Source organism: Streptomyces sp. SYP-A7185, assembly GCF_046103685.1.
In the GTDB taxonomy this organism is placed as follows: domain Bacteria; phylum Actinomycetota; class Actinomycetes; order Streptomycetales; family Streptomycetaceae; genus Streptomyces.
Genome location: NZ_CP122310.1, coordinates 3,906,856 through 3,929,723 on the forward strand (window position 1 = coordinate 3,906,856; position 22,868 = coordinate 3,929,723).

Genomic DNA, 22,868 nt, shown 5'->3' on the forward strand with positions numbered 1-22,868 from the left:
ATGGCTCTTCTCTACCCCCGCCTCCTGGCCGGACAGGCCAAGCCGCTTCACGAGCGGTACAAGGAGATGCCCCCTTCCGAGCTGGCCGAGCACGTCGCCTATCGCCATGAGTCCGCGGTCTATGTCGCCACCGGCGGTGACCGGGTCACGGAGTCACAGCTGCGCGACCTGCGGACCCTCGTCCTGGCTGCCGCCGCACGCGCGGGCTTCCCCGAGGAGTCCTCTCGCGCGGCGCGGGCCGCCTTCGACCTCGATCTGGCGGCGCTCCTGCACGGCACGATGGACCTGATGCCGGCCGAAGCCGCGTCCGGCGACGTCTGGGCCTTTCTCGCACTGACCCTGCTTCCCGACGTCGCTTACTGGCGCTACCCCCGGCCCCCGGGCGACCGCGTGGTGGCCAGCGACCTCACCAGGCACGTTTTCGGTCGCCTGTGGTGGCGCGCGCACCTCGTCCGTGACCCCACGGCTCCCGAGCCGTACGCGGCGCTCGACATCCTCGGGGAGGCGGCCTTCGACCAGATCTACGCCCGCCGCAAGTCCCTCGGCGGCAGTCCTCATCTCGTGCGCAACATCCTCCACGCATGGGCGGCCGTCGACCTGCACGGCCTCACCGAGCGCGCGGTGCTGCGGGACTTCCTCAAACGACTGCTCAGACTCGCTCCCTTCGTCATCTTCGAGGCGTTGGACGACACCGAGCTACAGGCCGAACTACGCGCGGTGGCCGAGGAATCCGTGGCCGCCCTGCAGACGGACGAACCGCCGCAGCCCTCCCCGGACACCGCTGCGACGACCTCTCGCGAACCGGTGGCGATACCCGAGCCCGCGCCGACCTTCGCCCCGGGCCCCGCAGTGACGCACGCGCCCGCGTCACCGAACCGTCGGCTGACCTCCCTGGAGCTGTGCGCGGGGGCCGGCGGCCTCGCGCTGGGTCTGGAGCAGGCGGGATTCGACCCCGTCCTCCTGATCGACAATCGCCCCGTCACCCTGGACACCCTGCGCCTCAACCGGCCCGACTGGAGCCTGCGCGAGGAGGATCTGAGCACGCTGGTTCCGGAGTCGCTCGCCCAGGAGCCGGCCCTGCTGGGGCTCGACCTGATCTCCGGCGGTCTGCCGCGCGTGAAGGCGGCTGCCGCCGTCTCCCGCGAACGCGGCAACGACCACGAACTGGCGGTCTTCCGTGCCACCCTCGATCTCACCCGGGTCCTGCGACCCCGTGCCCTGCTGATCGAAAACGTGCCGGATCTGATCACGAGCGAGACATACGAGCCCCTCCGGAACCACGTGCGGCAGGAGCTCTCCGCGAACGGCTACACCCCGTTCTGGTTCGTCCTCAATGCCGCCCACCACGGCGTGCCTCAGTTCCGGAAGCAAGGCATCCTCGTCGCCTTCGCGAGCACCAGTGCGGCCAAGGCGTTCCAGGTCCCGCCCCGCTCTCCCGAGCCCGCGGCCACCGTCGGCCAGGCTCTCGGGCCGTCCATGGCCGCCCGCGGCTGGCCGGGCGCCGCCGAGTGGGCGGCACTGGCCACCGAGGTCGCTCCCACCCTCGTCGGCGGTTCCTGGGAACGTGGTGGTGCCGACCTGGGGCCGACCGGCTCCAAACGGGCCTGGGCCCGCCTCGGAGTGGACGGCGGCACCGTCGCGAACGAAGTGCCGGACCCCGACTTCGTGTGGAATCCGGCTCTCGGGCGCGACGGCATGATGGCGATCACCGTCGAGCAGGCCGCTCTGCTGCAGGGCTTTCCCAAGGACTGGGACTTCGCGGGACGCAAGACCGCCCGTTATCGCCAGGTCGGTCACGCCTCCCCGCCCCCGGTCGGTGAGGCCCTGGGACGCGCGATCCGCGCCGCGCTGTCGGCGGCGTGACGTCACGGCCCTCCACCGGCTCCCCCGCCTCCTCCAACACCTATAAACTCGCTCACCATGACCGTCGCTCTGCCTCACCAGCTCCCACCTGTGGATTTCCACATCGTGGACCTTTTCGCCGGCCCCGGCGGGCTGGACATGGCCGCGACGGTCCTGGGCATCCCCTCGACGGGGCTCGAATGGGACGCGAACGCCGTCGCGACCCGTGCCGCGGCAGGACTCCACACGATCCACGGTGACGTGCGCAGTTACGGTCCCGAGGACTTCCCCGAGGCGAACGTCCTCGCCGGGGGCCCGCCCTGCCAGAGCTTCACCGTCGCGGGGAGCGGGGCCGGTCGCCGCGCCTTGGACGACGTGTTGAAGTTCGTGCAGCGTCTCGTCGACCGCGACGCACGCGCCAACATCGACGCGGACCTCGCCGACATGGACGACGAACGCACGGGGCTCGTCCTGGAGCCCTTGCGCTGGGCACTGAGCGCCATCGACAACGACGAGCTCCGCCCGTACGACGCCATCGTGCTCGAACAGGTACCCGCCGCCCTTCCCGTCTGGGAGGCGTACGGTGCAGCCCTCGCCCTCGAGGGCTACTCGGTGGCCCACGGCATCCTGCACACCGAGGAATTCGGTGTCCCGCAGACCCGCCGCCGCGCGATCCTCGTCGCCCGACGCGACGGGCACACGGCGGCCCTCCCCGCCCCCACGCATCAGCGCTATCGCAAGGGAGCCCCCCGCCCGACGGACGATTTCGTGCGCCGGAGTTGGGTGGCCATGGAGGATGTGCTGACGGAGCGGAACGGCCCCTTCCAAGTCGTCTCCAATTACGGGACCGGCGGCAATCCGAAGCTCCGCGGCAGGCGTCGATCCTGTGAACCCGCGGCCACGGTGACCGGCAAGGTCTCCCGCAACCGCATCGTCACGGACGACGCGTCGGAGAGGGACCTGCCCCGGCTGAGCACGGGCGAAGCGGGTCAGCTCCAGACCTTCCCGCAGCGGTTTCCCTGGTCCGGCGGCGACATCTCCCAGCAGATCGGCAACGCCGTTCCGCCCCGCCTCGGCATCCATGTCCTCAGCGCCGCGCTCGGCCTCGCGGCCCCGGACGAGGACGTATGGCGCACGCTCGCCGACTGGTCCCCGCGGGTCCGTGACGACGCCGACGCGAACGTCCCACACTGAGATCGTGCCCGTGCCACGTCCTCTCCCGTCGTCCGCCGCCGTCTCCGCACGCATGAGCAAGCAACGCTCCAGGAACACCAAACCGGAAGTGGTCGTTCGCCGCCTGCTCCACGCTGCCGGCCTCCGCTACCGGCTCCAGCGGCGCGTCCCCGGCATGGCCCGCAACACGATCGACATCGCGTTTCCCGGGCCTCGCGTCGCCGTCTTCATCGACGGCTGTTTCTGGCACGGCTGTCCGGAGCACGCCACTTATCCGAAGGCGAACTCCGCGTTCTGGCGGGAAAAAATCGACAAGAACGCCCTGCGTGATACGCGAACGACGGCCCACCTCGAATCGCTCGGCTGGACCGTCCTCCGTTTCTACACGCACGAAAAGCCGGAGCAGGTGGCCGCTCAAGTAACCGCGGTGATCAGATCGGCGAAGGAAGTCGGGCGCCGACCGGAGCCGAAGGACGCGCCGCCCGAACTTCCTTGAACGGCCTTCGAGCGACCTCACGACCGGAGCCCCGTGGAGAATCCTTTGCGCTGTGAGCGCCCCGTGGGCGGCGGTGGTCTCTGTCGGCGGGAGGCGGGGCGGCGGTTGGGCTTTAGCCGACTCGTTCGTCCCAGTTGATTTTGTGGTTGAACTGCCAGGTTCCCCAGACTGCTCCGCCGGCTCCGCTTACCTTTGTTGCTACCGGTAGTAGGGCGTCCCGTAGGGCTCGGGTTACTGGGCCTGCTGGTTTTGCTGTTGCTGTTCTGGCTGCTGCTGAGGTTGCCGTGGGGGTGGCCGTCGTGTGTTTTTGGATTTTCTCTGCTCTGGGGCGGCGTAGGGACTCGTACGTCTTGAAGGCCTGGTCCGGTGGCAAGTCGCGTAGGCAGCGCGCCAGTTGTACCGCGCTTTCCGTTGCCAGGGAGGCTCCCTGGCCTGACGTGGGGGACGTCGCGTGGGCCGCGTCTCCGATCAGGATCATGCGGCCCCTGCTCCAGGACGTCACCTGAGGCATCGTTTCTGTGGGGCCCGTGATGAGCAGGTCCTGCGGGTCCGTGTCCGCCAGGAGGTCCGGGGCCTGCGTGCGGTCGTCCGCGAAGGCCGTGCGCAGGCGCTTGAGCCACTCCTTCGCGCCCACCGCCTGCGCCTCCGTCTGCGTCATCGGCTCGCGGTGCGGCAGGTTCACCGCCCAGGCCGCCGACGCGTCGTCGAAGATCTGGTACGCGAAGTACGCCTTCTTCCCGTAGCACATGTACAACACCCCCTCCGTGGACGGGAGTTCCGTCTTGGAGACGTGTGCCGTGAACGTCAGCGTGCCCGCGTAGTGCGGCTTCGGCGTCGTCGGGTCGATCAAGGACCGCACCGTCGAGTGCAGCCCGTCCGCGCCGATCAGGATGTCCGCCTTCGCCAGCGAGCCGTCCGAGAAACGGGCCGTCACCCCCGCCCCCGTGTCCGTCGCGTCCAGCAGGCGCTTGCCCGTGTGGAGCGGGATCCCGCGGCGTTCCGTCTCCCGCGCGATCGCCTCGTACAGCTCCGTGCGCCAGACGAAGCGCGTGGCGGGGAGGTCCTCGGGCGAGGTGAGGCGGGCCAGGTCCCTGCCCGTCCAGCTGCGCAGGCCCAGGGCCGTCACCGGGGTGCCGATCGCGCGCACCATCTCCGCCGCGTCGATCGCCTCCAGGGCCAGCTGGCCGTTCGGGGCGATCGTCATCGCCCCGCCGGGGCGGGCACCCCGGTCCCTGGGCGCGGGGCCGTCGTGCGCCTCGTACACCGTCGCCTCGACGCCCGCCTTGCGCAGGGCCATCGCCGCCACCGGGCCCGCGACACCACCCCCGATGACCAGGGCTGTTCGGGTGCGTCGGTCAGCAGTGGTTCGCACGGTCATCTTTACTATCGGTCCCTCGTCGGTGCGCCTTCGATCGCGCCGCTCGGCCGCAGCGCGCACCCTCACCAACCTACGCGGCGCAGACCCCCTCGCCGCAAGGCTTCCCGGCAGCGCGTTAGCCTCGGCAACGGACCATCGAGGGACGTATCGGCCGCAAGCCGTGGAAGCGAGGCAGGCATGGCGAAGGTACCGGCAGCAGCAGTGGCCGCCAGTGGGCTCGTCGGGGGGTACGCCGTCGCCCGGTGGACCAAGAAGCGGCCGCTCGGCGGCGTCGTGCTAGCCGCCGCCGGAACCGCCGCCGCGCGGCAGTGGCGACAGAGCGCCGGTGCGAAGACCGCCGCCGCGCTCACCGCCACGTATGTCGCCGCCTTCGCCGGGTCCCATCCGCTCGCCAAGAAGGTGGGGGCCTGGCCCGCCGTCTTCGGCGTCGCGGGTGGCGTCGGGGTCGCGTCGTGGGTCCTCGTCGAGCGGCGTGGCGGCAACACCGCCGGGTGAGCGGCGCCACGGGGCGGCGACACTGCCGGTTGACCGGTGCCACGGGGCGGCGACACCGCCGGTTGACCGTCACCACGGGGCGGCGACACCGCCGGTTGACCGTCACCACGGGGCGGCGACACTGCCGGTTGACCGTCACCACGGGGCGGTAACACCGCCCGGCGACCGGCTCGGTGCTCATGCCGGGTGCCCCTGTCACCGCCCCCGCCGCTCAGGCCTCGCTGGTCCTGAACAGTCTTGCGAAGCCCGCCACCGCGAGCACCCCCGTGCCCATCACCAGGACGAAGAACCCCCAGGCCAGCGGCCACACCGCAGCGTCCGGTTCCGGGTGGCCGTCGAAGGAGACGTACATGAGCGTCGCCGGAGGGCCCGCCACGATCAGGAGCGCCCAGATCAGGCGGTCCCGGAAGCCGAAGTAGGCCGCCAGGGACAGCATCGCCACCGTCAGGCCCGCGATGCCGAGCCCCGTCACCGGCGACGACTCGTCCAACGCGCCCGGCGTCTCAGGGCGGTTGCGCAGATCCCAGGGCAGACAGAGCAGGTACGCCGCCACCATGAACCCGACACCCGTGGCGCGGGTCGCCCAGCGGCCCAGCGGAGGGCTGTCGGGCAGCTGACTCAGCAGCCCACCCGGCAGACCAGGCAACCGATCAAGCAGCCGCCCCGGGAGCCGGCGCGGAAGCCGGAGCGGAAGCAGACCCGCCAGTCGGCCCGGCAGCCCGAGCAGGCCGCCCCTCGGCCTCGGTGCGCGCCCCGCCCCCGCCGGAGCAGCCCCACCCACCCGTAGCGACTGGCGCGGCTGCTGGAGCCGCCGGGGAAGCGACCGCATCGGCTGTATCGGCTTCGCTGTCATGCGTATGACCCTGCCGCCGCCGTCGGAGGGCCGACAGAGTACGCGTACTCAGGCCGGAGACCGCATCAACTCCTGAGTACCCGTACTCAGAGCCGCCCGTCACCCCGTATCCCCTACGCCTCTCCACCCTCTACCCCCTACACCCTCCCTACGCCCCCCTGAACGTCATCCGATACGCCCCCGGCGACACCCCGAGCCCCGCCTGGAAGTGCTGCCTCAGCGACGCGCCCGTGCCGAAGCCCGCCTCCGTGGCGATGCGGTCCACCGTGCGGTCCGTCTCCTCCAGGAGTTCGCGCGCCCGGTCCACCCGGCGCCGGGTCAGCCACTGCATCGGCGTCAGGCCCGTCTCCTCGCGGAAGCGACGGCTGAACGTGCGCACGCTCATGGACTCCCGCGCGGCCATCTCGGCGAGCGTCAGCGGCTCGGCCAGGCGCTCCTGGGCCCACTCCCGCGCCCGGCCCGTCGACGTCAGCCGGGGTTCCGCCACCGGGCGGCGGATGTACTGGGCCTGGCCGCCCTCGCGGTGCGGGGGCACGACGTTGCGGCGGGCCACGTCGGCCGCGACCGCCGCCCCGTGGTCGCCGCGGATCATGTGCAGGCACAGGTCGATGCCCGCGGCCTCGCCCGCGGAGGTGAGCACCGGGCCCTCGTCCACGTACAGCACGTCCGGGTCCACCGTCACGGACGGGAACGTACGGGCGAAGTGGTCCGCGGACAGCCAGTGCGTCGTCGCCCTGCGGCCGTCCAGGAGGCCCGCCGCCGCCAGGACGAAGGCGCCGGTGCAGATGGAGGCGATACGGGCGCCGGCGGCGGAGTCCAGCGCGCTCGCCAGGGCGGGAGGCAGCTCGCCCGGTCTCAGTGCCTCGTCCTCCTCGTGCGAGGCCGGGACGATCACCGTGTCGGCTTCGGCCACCGCTTCGGGGCCGTGCCCGGCGTGGACGGGGAAGTCCGCGTCCGTACGGATCATGCCGGGGGTCAGGGCACAGGTCGTCAGCTCGTAGAGGCGCGTGCCCCCGGGCGAGCGCGCGTTGCCGAACAGCTGGTGGACCAGGCCCAGTTCCATGGGCAGGACCCCGTCCCTGACGAGGACCGCCACCCGGTGCGGACCCTGCGCTCCCGCTGCCTCTCCGCTCATGCCCCGGATCTTCCCACCCTCTTCCCGCCCTCTTCCCACCCTCTTCCCACCCTGCTCACCGGAGGTCTTTCACCCGAAAGCCCCTCACCCGGAAGCCTTCGCCTCCGACAGCGGTCGCGCGATGTCCTCCAGGGACTGCTGCTCCGCCTTCACCGCGAACACCGCCGCGACCAGGCCCGCCGCGCACATCAGGCCCGCACCGATCTGGAAGGCGAGCACCGTGTCGCCGACCACGCCCGTCTCGGTCAGCTTGGCGAAGATCAGCGGGCCGCTGATGCCGCCGGCCGCCGTACCGATGGCGTAGAAGAAGGCGATCGCCATGGCGCGTGTCTCCATCGGGAAGATCTCGGAGACCGTGAGGTACGCGCTGCTCGCGCCCGCCGAAGCAAAGAAGAGGACCACGCACCAGCAGGCCGTGAGCGTCGTCGCGGTCAGCGAGCCCCGGTCGAACAGCCAAGCCGTGACGAAGAGCAGCACACCCGAGACGATGTACGTCGACGAGATCATGATCCGGCGGCCCACCGTGTCGAAGAGCTTGCCGAGGAAGAGCGGGCCCAGGAAGTTGCCCGCGGCGATGACGGCGAAGTAGTACCCGGTGTTGCCCGAGGGGACGTCGAAGAACTTGGTGAGGATCGCGCCGAAGCCGAAGGTGATCGCGTTGTAGAGGAACGCCTGGCCGACGAAGAGGGACAGGCCGAGCACCGCGCGCTTGGGATAGTCGCGGAAGACGGTCTTCGCGATGAGACCGAAGCCGATGCTCTTGCGCTGGTGGATGGTGATCTCGCGGTCGGGGCGCGGCAGGGGCCGGCCCTTCTCCTCCTCGATCTCGCGCTCCACCGAGGTGACGAGGGCGTCCGCCTCCTCGCCCCGCCCGTGGATGAACTGCCAGCGCGGGCTCTCCGGGACGTGGCGGCGCACCAGCAGGATCACCAGGCCGAGGACGACGCCGAGGGCGAAGGTGAGCCGCCAGCCGAGGTCCTTCGGGAAGATGCTGGTGTTCAGCATGACCACCGAGAGCAGCGAGCCGCCGATCGCGCCCAGCCAGTAGCTGCCGTTGATGATCAGATCGACGCGCCCGCGGTACTTGGACGGGATGAGTTCGTCGATGGCCGAGTTGATGGCCGCGTACTCGCCGCCGATGCCGAAGCCGGTGAGGAACCGGAAGACGAAGAACCACCACGCGTCGAAGGAGAGCGCGGTCAGCGCGGTGGCGCCGAGGTACACCGCGAGGGTGACCATGAAGAGCTTTTTTCGGCCGTATTTGTCGGTGAGGCGGCCGAAGAAGAGGGCGCCCGCACAGGCACCGGCCACATACAGGGCCGCCGCGGTGCCGGTGACCTGGGCGGAGCTGATCGCCAGGCCGCTGCCTTCCTCGGAGAGGCGGCTTGCGATGTTGCCGACGGTGGTGACTTCCAGGCCGTCCAGGATCCAGACGGTGCCGAGGCCGATGACGATCATCCAGTGCCAGCGGGACCAGGGCAGCCGGTCGAGTCGGGCGGGCACGGCCGTGGTGACCGTGGCTTCGGCCGGGGCGCGCTCCCGGTCCGGCGGGGGCGGGGCGGGCGTGGACGACGCGGTCATGGCGGGCGGGCTCCTTCCGCTGCTCCCACGTCGCCGACCCGCTCGGGCCACTGATCGGGCCACTTCTGGGCCTTCAGCTCGGGCCACTCCTGGGCCCTCGGCTCGGGCCGCTGCCGGGCTTCCCGCTTCCGCGGCTCGGACGACGATCCCCTCTACGTCGAGAGGACTACTCCAGAGTGCCCGGCAAAGCCGCCCTCACGCGCGCCGGTTCCGCCGTGCGCCGCACGCCCGGCCCCGCTGCGGGGCGGCGGCGGGCCGCAGAGGACCGGCAGCGGGCCCCGGCACCCGTACGCCTACGCCCCCTACGCCCCCTACGCCCCCAGCGCATGCGACACCGCGTAGATCGCGAGCCCCGCCAGCGCGCCCACCACCGTGCCGTTGATCCGGATGAACTGAAGGTCGCGGCCGATGTGCGCCTCGATCTTCTTCGACGTGTGCTCGGCGTCCCAGCCCGCGACCGTGTCGGTGATGAGCGAGGTGATCTCGTCGCGGTACGTCGTCACCACGTACACCGCGGCGCCCTCCACCCAGCCGTCCACCTTCTGCTGGAGCCGGCCGTCCGTCGCCATCCGCGAGCCCAGCGAGAGCAGCGCGGCCCGCACCCGCAGGCGCAGCTCGCTGCGCTCGTCCTCGGCGGCGGCCACGATCATCTGGCGGACCGCCGACCAGGCGGAGGCGATCAGGTCCTGGACCTCGCCGCGGCCGAGCACCTCGCGCTTGAGGCGCTCCACGCGCTCACGGGTGTCGGAGTCGGACTGGAGGTCGGCGGCGAAGTCCGCGAGGAAGCGGTCGACGGCGCCGCGCGCCGGGTGCCCGGGCATGTCCCGCATTTCGGAGAGGAAGCGCAGCAGCTCCTTGTAGACCCGCTCGCCGACCTTTTTGTCGACGAACCGCGGGGTCCAGCCGGGGGCGCCGCCCTGGACCGCGTCCATGACCGACTCGTCGTGCTGGACCAGCCAGTCGTGGGCGCGTACGCAGATCAGGTCGACGACCCGCTTGTGGCCGCCGTCCGCGACGACCTTCTCCAGCATCTTCCCGATGCCCGGAGCGATCTCCTGGGCGTCCGCGCGGCGCGTGATGGCCTCGCCGACGACCGCCTGGACGTCGGAGTCCCGCAGGACCGTCAGGGCGCCGCGCAGGGCCGTGGCCAGCTCGGCCGTCACCCGGTCGGCGTGATCCGGGTCGGCCAGCCAGGTGCCGAGGCGGCTGCCGATGCCCACCGCACGCAGCCGGCCCCGTACGACGTCGGCGGAGAGGAAGTTCTCGCCCACGAAATCGCCGAGGGAGGCGCCCAGCTGGTCCTTCTTGTTCGGGATGATCGCCGTGTGCGGGATGGGCAGGCCCAGGGGGTGGCGGAAGAGCGCCGTCACCGCGAACCAGTCGGCCAGCGCGCCGACCATGCCGGCCTCGGCCGCGGCGGCCACATAGCCCGCCCAGATGCCCGCTCCGGAGTTCTGCGCCCATTTGGCGAGCACGTAGACGAGGGCCACGAAGAGCAGGAGACCCGTCGCCGTGATCTTCATCCGCCGGACGCCGCGCCGCTTCTCTTCGTCGGCGGGGCTGTACGTGAAGCCGCCACCGCCCGTGAGAGGGCCTGCGGGGGCGGCGCCTGCGGGAGCAGTGCCTGCGGGAGCGGCGCCCGCGGGGGCGGCACCAGCGGGGGCGGCACCTGCGGGGGCGGCACCTGCGGGGGTACTCGCCCGGCCGGAGCCCGGCGGACGGCCGCTTGAACGGCGGAGGCCGCGGGCATGCTCTCCCGCACCACCCTGTTCGGCAGCCCCACCCCGTTCGGCAGCCCCACCCCGTTCGGCCGCACCGTCCCGTACGGCAGCCCCACCCCGCTCGGCCGCGCCTCCGCCCGCTTCCGTCACACCCCCGGCCGCTTCAGACGCGTGCCCCGCGGCCCCCGGCACACCGGCCTCACCGGCCTCACCAGCCGCACCGGCCGCGCCCCCGGGCCCCGCCGGGCCCGACGCGTCCTCGGCGTCCGCGTCCTCCGGAACTGATCGATTCGTACGTTCCACTCACTCCACCTGGCCCGTTCGCGTGGTTCGCGGCGTCCTCATCCGTATTGTCCCCGTCTCCATGTACCCCTTCCTGACCGACTCCTGGAACGGACCACAAGTTCCCGGCGTCTCAATGGACGGAGGGGGGCAGTGTCGGCCGCCTCACGGCCCATGACGCATCATGGGGTGATCACATCGGAGCCTCGGTCGGGCTCCCCCTGCTCGAGGAGACACAGCCCGCATGACCAAGCGTCACGGTTATGCCCTGCTTGCCGCGGTCCTCGCGGTAATAGTGGTGATTTCCGCCGCCATATACCTCGGTGTATCCACCGACGACGGATCTCAGGACACCATCAGCGCGGGGCCCCGCAGCCCCCGCAATTCCGCGGCGCCGGCCTCGTCCGGCACCTGGGTCGGCTCATGGGCCGCATCCCCCGCGGCAGCCGAACCAAACACGCTCCGCAACGGCTTCGCGGGGCGCTCCATCCGCAATGTCGTGCACACCAGCGTCGGCGGCGACAGCGCCCGCATCACCCTGTCGAACCTGTACGGCCGGCAGCCGCTGAGCATCACCCACGCCTCCATCGCGGTCGCCGCGGGCGTGAACGACCCGGCTGCCGCGCCGAACACCCTGCGCCGCCTGAACTTCAACGGCAACACGTCCGTGGTGATCCCCGCGGGCCAGCAGGTGATGAGCGACGCGGTCCGCATGCGCGTGCCGCACGACGCCGACCTCCTGGTCACGACGTACTCGCCGACCCCCTCGGGTCCGGTGACCTTCCACCCGCACGCCCGCCAGGTCAGCTACGTCGCCGACGGTGACCGTACGGAAGACCTGAACGGCGCCGCGTACACCCAGCAGAGCACCTCCTGGCGCTACCTCTCGGCGGTGGACGTCCTCAGCAACGAGTCGAACGGCACCGTCGTCGTCTTCGGCGACTCGCTCACCGACGGCATCTCCTCCACGATGGGCGCCAACGCCCGCTGGACCGACACCCTCGCCGACCGCCTCCGCGACGAGTCGGGCGCCCCGCGCTACGGCGTCGTGAACGCGGGGATCAGCGGCAACCGCGTCCTCTCGGACGGCAACGGCACCCCGGCGGACAACCCGAGCGGCCTGTCGCGCTTCGACCGGGACGTCCTCGACCGGACGGGCGTCAAGGCCGTCGTCATCGCGCTCGGCGTGAACGACATCCTGCGCAACCCGCACCAGAACAACCCCGACCGCATCGTCGAGGGCCTGCGCGAGCTGACCCGCCAGGCGCACACGCGCGGCCTGCGGGTGGTCGGGGCGACCCTGATGCCGTTCGGCGGCCACCGGGGGTACGAGCCCTCCCTGGAGAACGTGCGCCAGGCGGTCAACGAACAGATCCGCGACGGCAAGGTCTTCGACGAGTTCGTCGACTTCGACCGGGCGCTGCGTGATCCGTACGACCCCCGCAAGCTGCGCGGCGCGTACGACTCGGGCGACCACCTGCACCCGAGCGACCTGGGCTACCGCAAGATGGCCGAGACGTTCAACGTGACGAACCTGCGCGGCTCGGCGGCCGCCGAGCTGTAGTCACCCGGCACCACCACCGGGGTGACCCCGCGGTCACCCCGGCACCCGTCCGACCCGTCCGACCGGCCGTGGCTCAGTCCCGCTCCTCGCGCCTGCGCATGTGCAGCTGATGCCGCTCCTCGTGCCGCAGGCGGTGCTCCTCGGCCCGCTCGAAGTGCGCCGCACGCCGCTCCTCGCGCCGCTCCAGCTTCTCGCGGCGGCGCTCCTCCTTGATCCGCAGGCGCTCCGCCCGGGGCAGCTTTCGCTCGACGCCGACCCCGCCCATCAGGGCGAACCCCTTGACGACCACGCGCGGGGAGCCGGGCGTGCCCACGCCGGTGGCCTTGTCGTCGAAGCCGCCCATGATGCCGAAGCCCTTGACCTGGACGTCCAGCTCGGGCGGCACGGTGACCTGGAGCCCGCCCATGATCGTGAAGCAGCGGATCTCGACGTCACGGTCGGCGAACCGGGCCTCGCGCAGGTCGATCTCACCGCCGCCCCACATCGCGAACGCGGTGAAGCGGGAACCGATCGTCCAGCCGCCCTTGCGGTTGAAGCCGCTCCAGAACGCGAAGCCCCCCGTGGAGGTGGCCTCGCCGCCGATCCGGGAGGGCCAGTCGATCTCGCCCTCCGCCGCGGCGGACGGCTTCACCATGGAGACCTTGGCGCCCGCTTCCGGCAGGTCCCGCGTGATCGGCTCCAGCTCGCCGTACGTACGCGCCTTGTACGTGGCCTCGAGGCGCTCCCCGAACTCCTCCATGTCGAGGCGGCCCTCGGCCACGGCGTCACGGAGTCGTTCGGCGACCCGCTCGCGGTCGGCGTCGGCGGCCCGGAGGTCAGGGAGATGAGGCTGCTCGTCCGTCATACGAGCAGCCTACGAGGTCGCCTTCTCCGCGTACATCTTGGCGATGACCGCTTCGATGTCGGGTTCCCTGACCGAGAGATCGACCATCGGATAGCGGGCCGCGACCCGGGCGACGAGCGGAGCCGCCGACTCCGCCGCGGGGAAGGCGAGCCACTGCCGCGGCCCCTCCACCTTCACCACGCGCGCCGACTCCACCTCGATGGGCGGAAGTTCACGCTCCAGGTCGACGACCAGGGTGCGCTCGCTCTCCCCCACCTCGTGCAGCCCGGCCAGCGCCCCGTCGTACATCAGACGGCCGTGGTCGATCACCATCACCCGCTTGCAGAGCTGCTCGATGTCGGTCAGGTCGTGCGTGGTGAGCAGGACCGTCGTGCCCGCCTCCGCGTTCAAGTCCCGCAGGAACCCACGGACCTTGGCCTTGCTGACGACGTCGAGGCCGATCGTCGGCTCGTCCAGGTACAGCACCTCCGGGTCGTGCAGCAGCGCCGCCGCGATGTCGCCGCGCATCCGCTGGCCGAGGGAGAGCTGGCGCACGGGGACGTCCAACAGGGCGCCCAGCTCCAGGAGTTCCACGCAGCGGTCGAGGTTCTCCTTGAAGCGGGCGTCGGGGATCCGGTACATGCGGTGCATCAGGCGGTACGAGTCGATCAGCGGCAGGTCCCACCACAGCGTGGTGCGCTGCCCGAAGACGACGCCGATGCGTCGCGCCAGGCGGGTGCGCTCGCGTGACGGGTCGATGCCCGCGACCCGCAGCCGGCCGCCGCTCGGCGTGAGAATGCCCGTCAGCATCTTGATCGTCGTCGACTTGCCCGCGCCGTTCGGGCCGATGTAGCCGACCATCTCGCCGCGCGGCACGGTGAAGGTGATGCCGTCCACGGCCCGCACCTCGTGCTTCTCGCGCCGCAGGAAGCCGGTCTTCTTGCGTACGTCGAAAACCTTCTCGACGCCGTCCAGCTCGATGAGGTCTGTCTCCACGGTGGTTCAGCTCCCTGTGCTGCGGTACGAACGAAGGCCGGTGCGCCAGGCGAGGCCCGCGAGCGCGAGAAGAAGGGCGGCCACCAGCGGCGGCGTGAACGCCACCCAGGCCGGCAGGTCCAGCGGATAGGGCCGCCCCAGGACGTAGAGCGCGGGCAGCCAGTTCACGAAGGCCAGCGGCAGGATGAAGGTGACGCCGCGCACCAGGTCCTTGGCGAAGACGGTCGGCGGGAACTGGAGCAGCGTGGTGCCGCCGTACGTGAACGCGTTCTGCACCTCGGCCGCGTCCTGCGCCACGAACTGGAAGGCCGCGCCCGCCACGAACACCGCCCCGAAGATGCCCGCCCCGCAGAGCAGCATCAGCGGGATCATGAGCACCTTCAGCGGGGTCCAGGCGATGTCCAGGACCACCAGGGCGTACGCGAGGACGAGCGCGCCCTGGAGGAGCCGCCCGAGCCGGTGCAGCCCGAAGCGGTCGGCGGCGACCTGCGCGATCACCGGGGCGGGCCGCACCAGGAGCGTGTCGAGCGTGCCGTCGCGCACCCGCTTGCCGAGCCGGTCCATGGACCCCAGGGCGAGGTCGGCGAGCCCGAAGGAGGTGCAGGTGGCCCCGTACAGGAGGGCGATCTCGGACAGCGAGTAGCCGCCGAGCCGGTCCACCTGGGAGAACATCAGCAGGATCGCGGCGAAGTCGAAGGCGGTCACGGCGAAGTTGCCGAACGCGGTCATCACGAAGGAGAGCCGGTAGGCCATCAGGGAGCGGATCCACATGGCGGAGATCAGCCGGTAGGCACGGAGCCCGTCCCGCATTTGGGTCAGACCGTCACGCGCCCGCGCGGGGCGATCTCGCTCCGGCATCAGGCCGCCGTCTCGCTCCCATGCCGGGCCGTTTCGCTCACCCGTCAGGCCGTCTCGCTCCCGCGGCGGGGCGTGCCGCTCGCCCGTCGGGCCGTGTCGCTCCCTCGTCGGATCAGCCACCTTGGACCACCACCCGTCGCGTGGCCACGGCCTGGAGCAGCCGCCCGGCCGTGAGCAGGGCCGCCGCCCAGCCGAGCTGGAAGGCGTACGTCCGCAGCAGGTCCAGGCCCGTGTGCTTGCCCAGGAACACGTCGGCCGGCACCTGGAGCAGCGCCGACCAGGGCAGCGCGCGGGCGAACTCGCCGAGCGCGCCCGGGAAGACGTTCAGCGGCAGCAGCATCCCGGAGAAGAACGTGCCCGCGAGCATCGCCACCTGCGTGGTGCCCGCGCCGTCCATCAGCCAGAACGCGGAGAGCGCCACGAGGAAGCGGATCGCGAAGCTGACCAGCGCGCCGAAGAACACGGCGAGCAGGAAGGCGAACCACCGCAGCGGGTCGGCGGGCAGGGCGAGTTCGAAGACCAGGGCGCCCACCACCATCGGCACGACACCGCGCCCGAGCAGCTGGAACAGGGCCCGGCCCAGGTCGGTCGCGAGCCACCAGACCTGGAGGTCGGCGGGCCGGTAGAGGTCGACGGCGATGTCCCCGGTGCGGATCCGCTCGATCAGCTCACCCTCGAAACCGCCGCCCATCAGCGCCATCACCGTCAGGAGCGCCTGCCCCAGCCACACGAAGGTGAGCGCCTGCGCCTGGTCGTAGCCGCCGAGGCCCGGGCGCTCGTCCCAGAGCGCAATGTAGGTGTAGGCGAGGATCAGCCCGAAGACGGTGTTGGTGAAGACTCCCGCCACCGTGGCCGTCCGGTAGGTCGCGTACCGTCTGAAGCCTCCGCGGGCGACGGCCGCGTACAAGCGGAACCGTCCTGTACGCACACGCATCCCCTTTAACGAGAGCCGTGCCCGGTGGAGGGTCCGAACCCTTACGGGTCAACCTGTTCCGGGCCAAAGGGACGGAGCCTAGCCCTGCCGGGGCCGCCCGTGCCAGGCATTTTCCTCGCGGGGCGCGTGCCTGGCGCGGAACGCAGGAAGCGACAGTGTGCAATGGGTCGTACGAGGCGTACGTGACGTACGACGCGAACCGGGAGTTCCACGAGACATGAGCAGCGACGAGCCGCAGCAGCGGGGCGGCAACGAGCCCGAGGGCTGGGCGCCCCGCGAACCCGTGGACCCCCCGGCGCCCCCACCGGAACCTGCCGGACCGGCGACACCGCCCGAGCCCCCGAAACCGGCCGCCCCGAGCGAGCGGACCGAACCGGCCGAGCGGGCCGAGCGATCCGAGCAGGCCGAGCAGTCCGAGCAGGCCGCGCAGTCCGGACCGAATGAAGCGGCTGAACCGGCCGAACAGGCGGACCCGGCGGCCACCCCGGCCACCCCGGCCACCCCGGCCACCCCGGCCACCCGGAAAGCCTCCGAGCAGCCCGCTCCCCCCGCCCCGGCGCCTCCCCCTGCCCCGCTCCCCGTCCCGCCCCCCGGCCCGGCCCTCCCGCGGCCCCCCGAGGGAGCAACCCAGTCGGCAGCCGCGGCCGGCAGCGGCAGCGGCAGCGGCAGCACCGGCGACGGCACCGGCAAGAAGGGCAAGAAGAAGCGCCCCAAGCGCAAGGGCTGGCGGCGGATCTTCCCCACCTGGCGCATGGTGCTCGGCGGCTTCATCCTGCTGATCCTGCTCTGCGTCGGCGGCTTCGTCGCCGGCTACATGATCGTGGACATCCCGCCGGCCAACGAGGGAGCCATCGCCCAGAGCAACGTCTACCTCTACGCCGACGGGAGCCAACTGGCCCGCGACGGCGAGGTCAACCGCGAGAACGTACCGCTGAGCCAGATCCCCAAGGAGGTCCAGCACGCGGCGCTCGCCGCCGAGGACCGGGACTTCTACAGCGAGTCCGCGGTCGACCCGAAGGCGATGATCCGCGCCGCCTGGAACACCGTCACCGGCAAGGGCAAGCAGTCCGGTTCGACGATCACCCAGCAGTTCGTGAAGAACTACTACCTGGGCCAGGAGCAGACGGTCACCCGCAAGGCCAAGGAGTTCTTCATCTCCATCAAGCTGGACCGCGAGGTGAGCAAGGACGACATCCTCGCCGGGTATCTGAACACCAGCTACTTCGGTCGCAACGCGTACGGCGTGCAGGCCGCGGCCCAGGCGTACTTCGGCAAGGACGTCAAGAAGCTGAACACCGCGCAGGGCGCCTACCTGGCGACCCTGCTCAACTCCCCCAACGCGTACGACGTGGCGACGCACCCGGAGAACAAGCAGCGTGCCGTGGGCCGCTGGAACTACGTCCTGGACGGCATGGTCAAGGAGGGCTGGCTCAGCGCCGCCGAGCGGGCGAAGACCAAGTTCCCCATGCCCAAGGAGGCCAAGGGCGCCTCCGGCCTGTCCGGGCAGCGCGGCTATCTCGTGCAGGCCGTCGAGGACTATCTGACGGCCAACGACATCGTCGAGGAGGACACCCTCGCCAAGGGCGGCTACCGCATCACCACCACCCTCCAGAAGGACCGCCAGGAGGCCTTCAAGACGGCCGTCGACGAACAGGTGATGTCCAAGATCGACAAGGACGCCCGCAAGGTCGACCGCAACGTGCGCGCGGGCGGCGCGTCGATCGACCCGAAGACCGGCAAGGTCGTCGCGATGTACGGCGGCATCGACTACACCAAGCAGTACGTCAACAACGCCACGCGCCGCGACTACCAAGTGGGCTCCACCTTCAAGCCGTTCGTCTTCACCTCGGCCGTGGAGAACGGCTCGGTCACCCAGGACGGCCGCACGATCACCCCGAACACGATCTACGACGGCACCAACAAGCGCCCGGTGCAGGGCTGGGACGGCGGTCTGTACGCCCCCGAGAACGAGGACAACGTCGACTACGGCGACATCACCGTCAGCCAGGCCACCGACAAGTCCGTCAACTCGGTGTACGCCCAGATGGCCGTCGACGTCGGCTCGGACAAGGTCAAGGACACGGCGGTCGCCCTCGGCGTCCCCGAGAGCACCCCGGACCTCACCGCGTCCCCGTCCATCGCGCTCGGCCCGTCCACGGCCTCCGTCCTGGACATGACGGAGGCGTACGCGACGCTCGCCAACCACGGCAAGCACCCCACGTACACGATGGTCGAGCGGGTCACCAAGGACGGCCAGGAGATCGAGCTGCCGGAGCCGAAGACCGCGCAGGCCGTCAGCCGCGAGGCCGCCGACACCACCACCTCGATCCTCCAGAGCGTCGTCGACGGCGGCACCGGCACGGCCGCGCAGGCCGCCGGCCGGCCGGCGGCGGGCAAGACCGGCACCGCGGAGGAGGACCAGGCGGCCTGGTTCGCGGGCTACACGCCCGAACTCGCCACCGTGGTCTCCGTGATGGGCCAGGACCCGGAGACGGGCGCGCACACCCCGCTGTACGGGGCGCTCGGCCAGGCGCGCATCAACGGCGGCGGGTACCCGGCGCAGATCTGGGCGCAGTTCACCCGGGAGGCCCTCCAGGGCGAGCCCGTGCAGGACTTCGATCTGGAGCTGGAGGACGGCGCCGACGTGCCCGAGCTCCCGGACCCCTCGGACACCGCCCAGGACCCGGCCACCGGCGGCGCGGTCACGGGCGGCGAGGACGTCCAGGGCCAGGACGCGGGCCAGACCCAGGGGCAGGACGCGGGCCAGACGCAGGGCCAGGACCAAGGGCAGACCCAAGGCCAGGACCAGGGCCAGACGCAGGGCCAGGACCAGGGGCAGACCCAGGGCCCGACGGACGGCGGTGCCACCGTCGACGGCGGAACAACGGCCGACGGAGGCACCACCGCCGACCCGGGCGCCGCGCAGGGCGGCACGACCGACGGCTCCACGGCCGACGGCGGCACGGGCGAGGACGACGGGGCGCTGGGCGGCCTGACGGACAACTCGGCCGCCCGGCGCAAGGGCGAATCCCCCGAATAGCCGGAAGCCCGGCCGCCTCCGGGCGGCCGGGCGAGGACCTCTGTGCGGCCGGGCGAAGGCCTCTGGCGCCCCGGAGTCGGCTAGTGCCCCGAGGTCGCCTTCAGGCCCACGACGGCCACGAGCAGCAGCACCACGAAGAAGATCCGGGCGGCGGTGGCGGGCTCACCGAGGACCATCATCCCGACCACCGCCGCACCGGCGGCGCCGATGCCGACCCACACGCCGTACGCCGTACCGATGGGCAGCGTCTTGGCGGCGTGGGAGAGCAGCATCATGCTCGCGACGATCCCGAGGCCGGTGAACACGCTCGGCCACAGCCGGGTGAACCCCTCGGTGAACTTCATCCCGATCGACCAGCCCACTTCGAGCAGACCGGCGACGATCAACAGAACCCAGGCCATGACGGCACCTCCGACACCTAGAGACGCGCGATCGCGTCACTTCAATGGGGGTGCGTCGTCTTTGCGGAAACCCGGTACGGCGCGTCTCGTCGGGGTCCTTAAAAGGTAGCAAACAACGCGCAAAGGGGGCTGGTGACGATGGTCACCAGCCCCTTCCGTACGTGCTGCGGGCTACAGATACAGCCCGGTCGAGTCCTCGGAGCCCTCGAACCGGTCCGCGGCCACGGCATGCAGGTCGCGCTCGCGCATCAGCACGTACGCCACGCCCCGCACCTCGACCTCGGCCCGGTCCTCCGGGTCGTACAGGACGCGGTCGCCCGGCTCCACCGCGCGCACGTTCTGCCCGACGGCGACGACCTCCGCCCACGCCAGACGCCTGCCGACGGCGGCCGTCGCGGGGATCAGGATGCCGCCGCCCGACTTGCGCTCGCCCTCGGCGGTGTCCTGCCGCACGAGCACACGGTCGTGCAGCATCCGGATGGGCAGCTTGTCGTCGTGGGGACCGTGTCCCTGGCTTTTGGCGCTCACGCCCCGAACCTACCTGCCCACGGCACACCCGTACGATGCCGGGTCAGTCCTTGCGGCGCCTCGTGCTCACCGCGAGCATCCCCACGAGGCCCACGACCACCAGGGCCACCGGGACGATGCGCTCCAGACGGGGCGCCCCGTCCTCGTGGACCAGCTGGGCCCGCACGTCGGAGACGACGCGGTTCGCACCGACGTACGCCCGACCGAGCGAGTTGTCCACACTCGCGACGACCTTGGCCTTCGCGTCACCCACGATCGTCTTCGGGTGGACCCGCACCCCGATCTCGTCGAGCGTCTCGGCGAGCGTCACGCGGCGGCGCTTGATGTCCGCCTCGATCTGCGCCGGGGTCCTGATATCCGACGTGTCCGACACCGCGCTGCCTCCGTGGTCGTATCCGGCTGTCTGTTCCTTCTGTACGTCTCGCCGACAGTCTGTCAGCTCCACGCGCACCGCACCCCACGGCACCCCTATTACGCTCGACTCCGTCACCACACGATTCACGAACATCCTGCTGACGCAGCATCCTGTGCGAGGAGACCGAAAGATGAGCGAGCGACTCACCCCCGGCGACACGGCCCCGGCCTTCACCCTGCCGGACGCGGACGGCAACGAGGTCTCCCTGGCCGACCACAAGGGCCGCAAGGTCATCGTCTACTTCTACCCGGCCGCCCTTACCCCCGGCTGCACGAAGCAGGCCTGCGACTTCACGGACAACCTCGACGTGCTCGCGAGCGCGGGTTACGACGTCATCGGCGTGTCCCCGGACAAGCCCGAGAAGCTGGCCAAGTTCCGCGAGCAGGAGAACCTCAAGGTCACGCTGGTCGGCGACCCCTCCAAGGAGACCCTGGAGGCGTACGGCGCCTTCGGCGAGAAGAAGCTGTACGGCAAGACCGTGACCGGCGTCATCCGCTCCACGGTGGTGGTCGACGAGGCCGGCAAGGTCGAGCACGCCTTCTACAACGTCAAGGCGACGGGCCACGTAGCCAAGATCATCAAGGACCTCGGCATCTGACCCACGCCCCGTCCCTGCCCCTCGGCAGCCCGCGACTGTGACGAAAGCCCCCTCCAAGGGGGCTTTCGTTTGCATCGGCCATCTTCGAGCAAGTGATTCCTGGAGGACTGTTCACAGAACGGAAGGATCTACTTCATGGCGGCCCACGACGAGGCAGAGGCCGACGCCGACGCGGTCAAGCGGCACCGCACCCTTTTCCGGGCCGTCAAAAGGCGCAAGGATCCTCCCCTGCGCCGCACGGACATCACGGTCACGGACGAGGCGGCGGTCAAGCGGGCGGTCAAAGCGGCCTCGCTCGGCAACGCCATGGAGTGGTTCGACTTCGGCATCTACAGCTACCTGGCCGTCACCATCGGCCGCGTCTTCTTCCCGTCCGGGAACGACACGGTCCAGCTGATCTCGTCGTTCGCCACCTTCGCGGTGTCGTTCCTCGTACGCCCCATCGGCGGCATGGTCTTCGGCCCAATGGGCGACAAGATCGGCCGCAAGAAGGTCCTCGCCCTGACGATGATCATGATGGCGATCGGCACCCTCGCCATCGGCCTGATCCCGTCCTACTCCACGATCGGCTTCTGGGCCCCCGTCCTGCTGATCTTCTTCCGCCTGGTCCAGGGCTTCTCCACCGGCGGTGAGTACGGCGGCGCGTCGACGTTCATCGCCGAGTACGCCCCCGACAAGCGCCGCGGCTACTTCGGCAGCTTCCTGGAGATGGGCACCCTCGCCGGCTACACCGGCGCCGCGGGCCTCGTCCTCATCCTCAACACCGCCCTCGGCTCCGACGCCATGGAGTCCTGGGGCTGGCGCCTGCCGTTCCTCGTCGCGGGCCCGCTCGGCCTCGTCGGCCTCTACCTGCGGCTGAAGCTCGACGAGACGCCCGCGTTCCAGAAGATGGAGGACGCCACCTTCCACGCGGCCTCCGAAGGGGCCTCCACGGTGGAGACCACCGCCAAGGGCGACCTCGCGAAGATCTTCCGCCAGCACTGGCCGATGCTGATCCTGTGCATCGCCCTGGTCGGCGCGTACAACATCACCGACTACATGCTCCTGTCGTACATGCCGACGTACCTCTCGGACGAGCTCGGCTACGACGACGCGCACGGGCTGCTGATCCTCATCGGGACGATGGTGATCCTGATGCTGATCATCACCCAGGTGGGCAAGCTGTCCGACCGGTTCGGCCGCAAGCCCCTCCTGATGACGGGCATGGTCAGCTTCCTGGTCCTGTCCATCCCGGCGTTCCTCCTGATCAAGCAGGGCAGCCTGCTCGCGGTCTCCGGCGGCATGCTGCTGCTCGGCCTCTCCCTGGTCTGCCTCCTGGGCACGATGTCGGCGACGCTTCCGGCCCTGTTCCCGACCTCGGTCCGGTACGGCTCCCTGTCCGTCGGCTACAACATCTCCGCGTCCCTCTTCGGAGGCACCGCCCCCCTGGTCATCACGTCCCTCATCAGCATCACGGGGACGGACATGATCCCGGCTTACTACTCGATGGCGGCGGCGCTGGTGGGTGTGATCGCGGTGGCCTGCATGAAGGAAACGGCCCAGAAGCCGCTGGAGGGGTCGCCACCGTCGGTGGAAACGAAGCAGGAGGCGGCGGACATGGTGGAGGCAGCGGCCCCTACGCCGCGCTTCTGACCCCGGCCCTCCCCCTCCTGCGAACGGCCCGCCCCACAAAAAGTGAGGCGGGCCGTTCCGCATTCCGGACGTAACAGTCCGATTGTCGGTTCGTTAGTCCGTACGGGGCTGCGACAGACGGTC

At 70.8% G+C, this 22,868-nt stretch carries 20 protein-coding genes and 1 riboswitch; of the genes, 8 read left to right on the forward strand and 12 right to left on the reverse strand.

Features of this window, described 5'->3' with window-relative positions; genetic code table 11:
- The 3 genes from QBL25_RS17090 to QBL25_RS17100 all read left to right on the forward strand — a co-directional run bounded on the left by QBL25_RS17090 (position 1) and on the right by QBL25_RS17100 (position 3,511).
- Entirely contained in the window at positions 1-1,863 is a 1,863-nt protein-coding gene (locus tag QBL25_RS17090) for a DUF6339 family protein (RefSeq protein ID WP_409057901.1), read from the forward strand.
- Between the two features lie 105 nt (positions 1,864-1,968).
- Entirely contained in the window at positions 1,969-3,036 is a 1,068-nt protein-coding gene (locus tag QBL25_RS17095; protein WP_409057902.1) for a DNA cytosine methyltransferase, read from the forward strand.
- A 52-nt stretch (positions 3,037-3,088) separates the two neighbouring features.
- Positions 3,089-3,511 carry a very short patch repair endonuclease gene (locus QBL25_RS17100; protein WP_409057903.1) on the forward strand — a complete coding sequence of 141 codons (423 nt, stop codon included), beginning with the start codon at positions 3,089-3,091 and terminating at the stop codon, positions 3,509-3,511.
- Positions 3,512-3,623: 112 nt separating this feature from the next.
- On the opposite strand, the gene QBL25_RS17105 is transcribed toward QBL25_RS17100, so the two are convergent.
- On the reverse strand, positions 3,624-4,889 hold the full coding sequence (locus tag QBL25_RS17105) for an FAD-dependent oxidoreductase (RefSeq protein ID WP_409057904.1): 1,266 nt from the start codon (positions 4,887-4,889) through the stop codon (positions 3,624-3,626).
- A gap of 177 nt (positions 4,890-5,066) precedes the next feature.
- Between QBL25_RS17105 and QBL25_RS17110 the strand changes: the two genes are divergently transcribed.
- Entirely contained in the window at positions 5,067-5,384 is a 318-nt protein-coding gene (locus tag QBL25_RS17110; RefSeq protein WP_409057905.1) for a hypothetical protein, read from the forward strand.
- A 211-nt stretch (positions 5,385-5,595) separates the two neighbouring features.
- Here QBL25_RS17110 and QBL25_RS17115 read toward each other — a convergent pair whose 3' ends face one another.
- From QBL25_RS17115 to QBL25_RS17130, 4 genes are all read right to left on the reverse strand, one after another.
- Positions 5,596-6,030 (reverse strand): hypothetical protein, encoded by a 435-nt coding sequence (locus QBL25_RS17115; RefSeq protein ID WP_409057906.1) that lies wholly within the window; start codon positions 6,028-6,030, stop codon positions 5,596-5,598.
- 355 nt (positions 6,031-6,385) lie between these two features.
- Complete coding sequence (locus QBL25_RS17120; RefSeq protein WP_409057907.1) at positions 6,386-7,372, reverse strand: GlxA family transcriptional regulator; 987 nt, start codon at positions 7,370-7,372, stop codon at positions 6,386-6,388.
- 84 nt (positions 7,373-7,456) lie between these two features.
- A complete protein-coding gene (locus QBL25_RS17125) occupies positions 7,457-8,953 on the reverse strand; it encodes an MFS transporter (RefSeq protein WP_409057908.1) in 1,497 nt (498 codons plus the stop codon).
- Between the two features lie 311 nt (positions 8,954-9,264).
- Complete coding sequence (locus QBL25_RS17130; protein WP_409057909.1) at positions 9,265-10,977, reverse strand: DUF445 domain-containing protein; 1,713 nt, start codon at positions 10,975-10,977, stop codon at positions 9,265-9,267.
- Positions 10,978-11,200: 223 nt separating this feature from the next.
- On the opposite strand from QBL25_RS17130, the gene QBL25_RS17135 reads away from it, so the two are divergent.
- Positions 11,201-12,520 carry an SGNH/GDSL hydrolase family protein gene (locus tag QBL25_RS17135; protein WP_409057910.1) on the forward strand — a complete coding sequence of 440 codons (1,320 nt, stop codon included), beginning with the start codon at positions 11,201-11,203 and terminating at the stop codon, positions 12,518-12,520.
- A 73-nt stretch (positions 12,521-12,593) separates the two neighbouring features.
- Here QBL25_RS17135 and QBL25_RS17140 read toward each other — a convergent pair whose 3' ends face one another.
- From QBL25_RS17140 to QBL25_RS17155, 4 genes are all read right to left on the reverse strand, one after another.
- Entirely contained in the window at positions 12,594-13,364 is a 771-nt protein-coding gene (locus tag QBL25_RS17140) for a DUF1707 domain-containing protein (protein ID WP_409057911.1), read from the reverse strand.
- A 9-nt stretch (positions 13,365-13,373) separates the two neighbouring features.
- Positions 13,374-14,339 (reverse strand): ATP-binding cassette domain-containing protein, encoded by a 966-nt coding sequence (locus QBL25_RS17145; protein ID WP_409057912.1) that lies wholly within the window; start codon positions 14,337-14,339, stop codon positions 13,374-13,376.
- Between the two features lie 6 nt (positions 14,340-14,345).
- Positions 14,346-15,197 carry an ABC transporter permease gene (locus QBL25_RS17150; protein ID WP_409057913.1) on the reverse strand — a complete coding sequence of 284 codons (852 nt, stop codon included), beginning with the start codon at positions 15,195-15,197 and terminating at the stop codon, positions 14,346-14,348.
- Positions 15,198-15,309: 112 nt separating this feature from the next.
- Complete coding sequence (locus QBL25_RS17155; RefSeq protein ID WP_409057914.1) at positions 15,310-16,131, reverse strand: ABC transporter permease; 822 nt, start codon at positions 16,129-16,131, stop codon at positions 15,310-15,312.
- Positions 16,132-16,348: 217 nt separating this feature from the next.
- Between QBL25_RS17155 and QBL25_RS17160 the strand changes: the two genes are divergently transcribed.
- Positions 16,349-19,171, forward strand: a complete 2,823-nt coding sequence (locus QBL25_RS17160; RefSeq protein ID WP_409057915.1) for a transglycosylase domain-containing protein — start codon at positions 16,349-16,351, stop codon at positions 19,169-19,171.
- A gap of 80 nt (positions 19,172-19,251) precedes the next feature.
- On the opposite strand, the gene QBL25_RS17165 is transcribed toward QBL25_RS17160, so the two are convergent.
- The 3 genes from QBL25_RS17165 to QBL25_RS17175 form a co-directional block, all read right to left on the reverse strand.
- Positions 19,252-19,572, reverse strand: coding sequence for a multidrug efflux SMR transporter (locus QBL25_RS17165; RefSeq protein ID WP_160505255.1), 321 nt, complete (start codon positions 19,570-19,572; stop codon positions 19,252-19,254).
- Between the two features lie 49 nt (positions 19,573-19,621).
- Positions 19,622-19,683: riboswitch (guanidine-III (ykkC-III) riboswitch) on the reverse strand.
- Positions 19,684-19,743: 60 nt separating this feature from the next.
- A complete protein-coding gene (locus tag QBL25_RS17170; RefSeq protein WP_190080540.1) occupies positions 19,744-20,046 on the reverse strand; it encodes a co-chaperone GroES in 303 nt (100 codons plus the stop codon).
- A 97-nt stretch (positions 20,047-20,143) separates the two neighbouring features.
- The gene (locus tag QBL25_RS17175; RefSeq protein WP_409057916.1) at positions 20,144-20,473 is read right to left on the reverse strand and encodes a DUF3618 domain-containing protein; all 330 of its coding nucleotides are present in this window, start codon (positions 20,471-20,473) and stop codon (positions 20,144-20,146) included.
- A 172-nt stretch (positions 20,474-20,645) separates the two neighbouring features.
- Between QBL25_RS17175 and bcp the strand changes: the two genes are divergently transcribed.
- Positions 20,646-21,113, forward strand: coding sequence for a thioredoxin-dependent thiol peroxidase (gene bcp / locus QBL25_RS17180; RefSeq protein ID WP_361186625.1), 468 nt, complete (start codon positions 20,646-20,648; stop codon positions 21,111-21,113).
- Positions 21,114-21,248: 135 nt separating this feature from the next.
- On the forward strand, positions 21,249-22,745 hold the full coding sequence (gene proP / locus QBL25_RS17185) for a glycine betaine/L-proline transporter ProP (protein WP_409057917.1): 1,497 nt from the start codon (positions 21,249-21,251) through the stop codon (positions 22,743-22,745).
- The last annotated feature ends 123 nt before the right edge of the window (positions 22,746-22,868 follow it).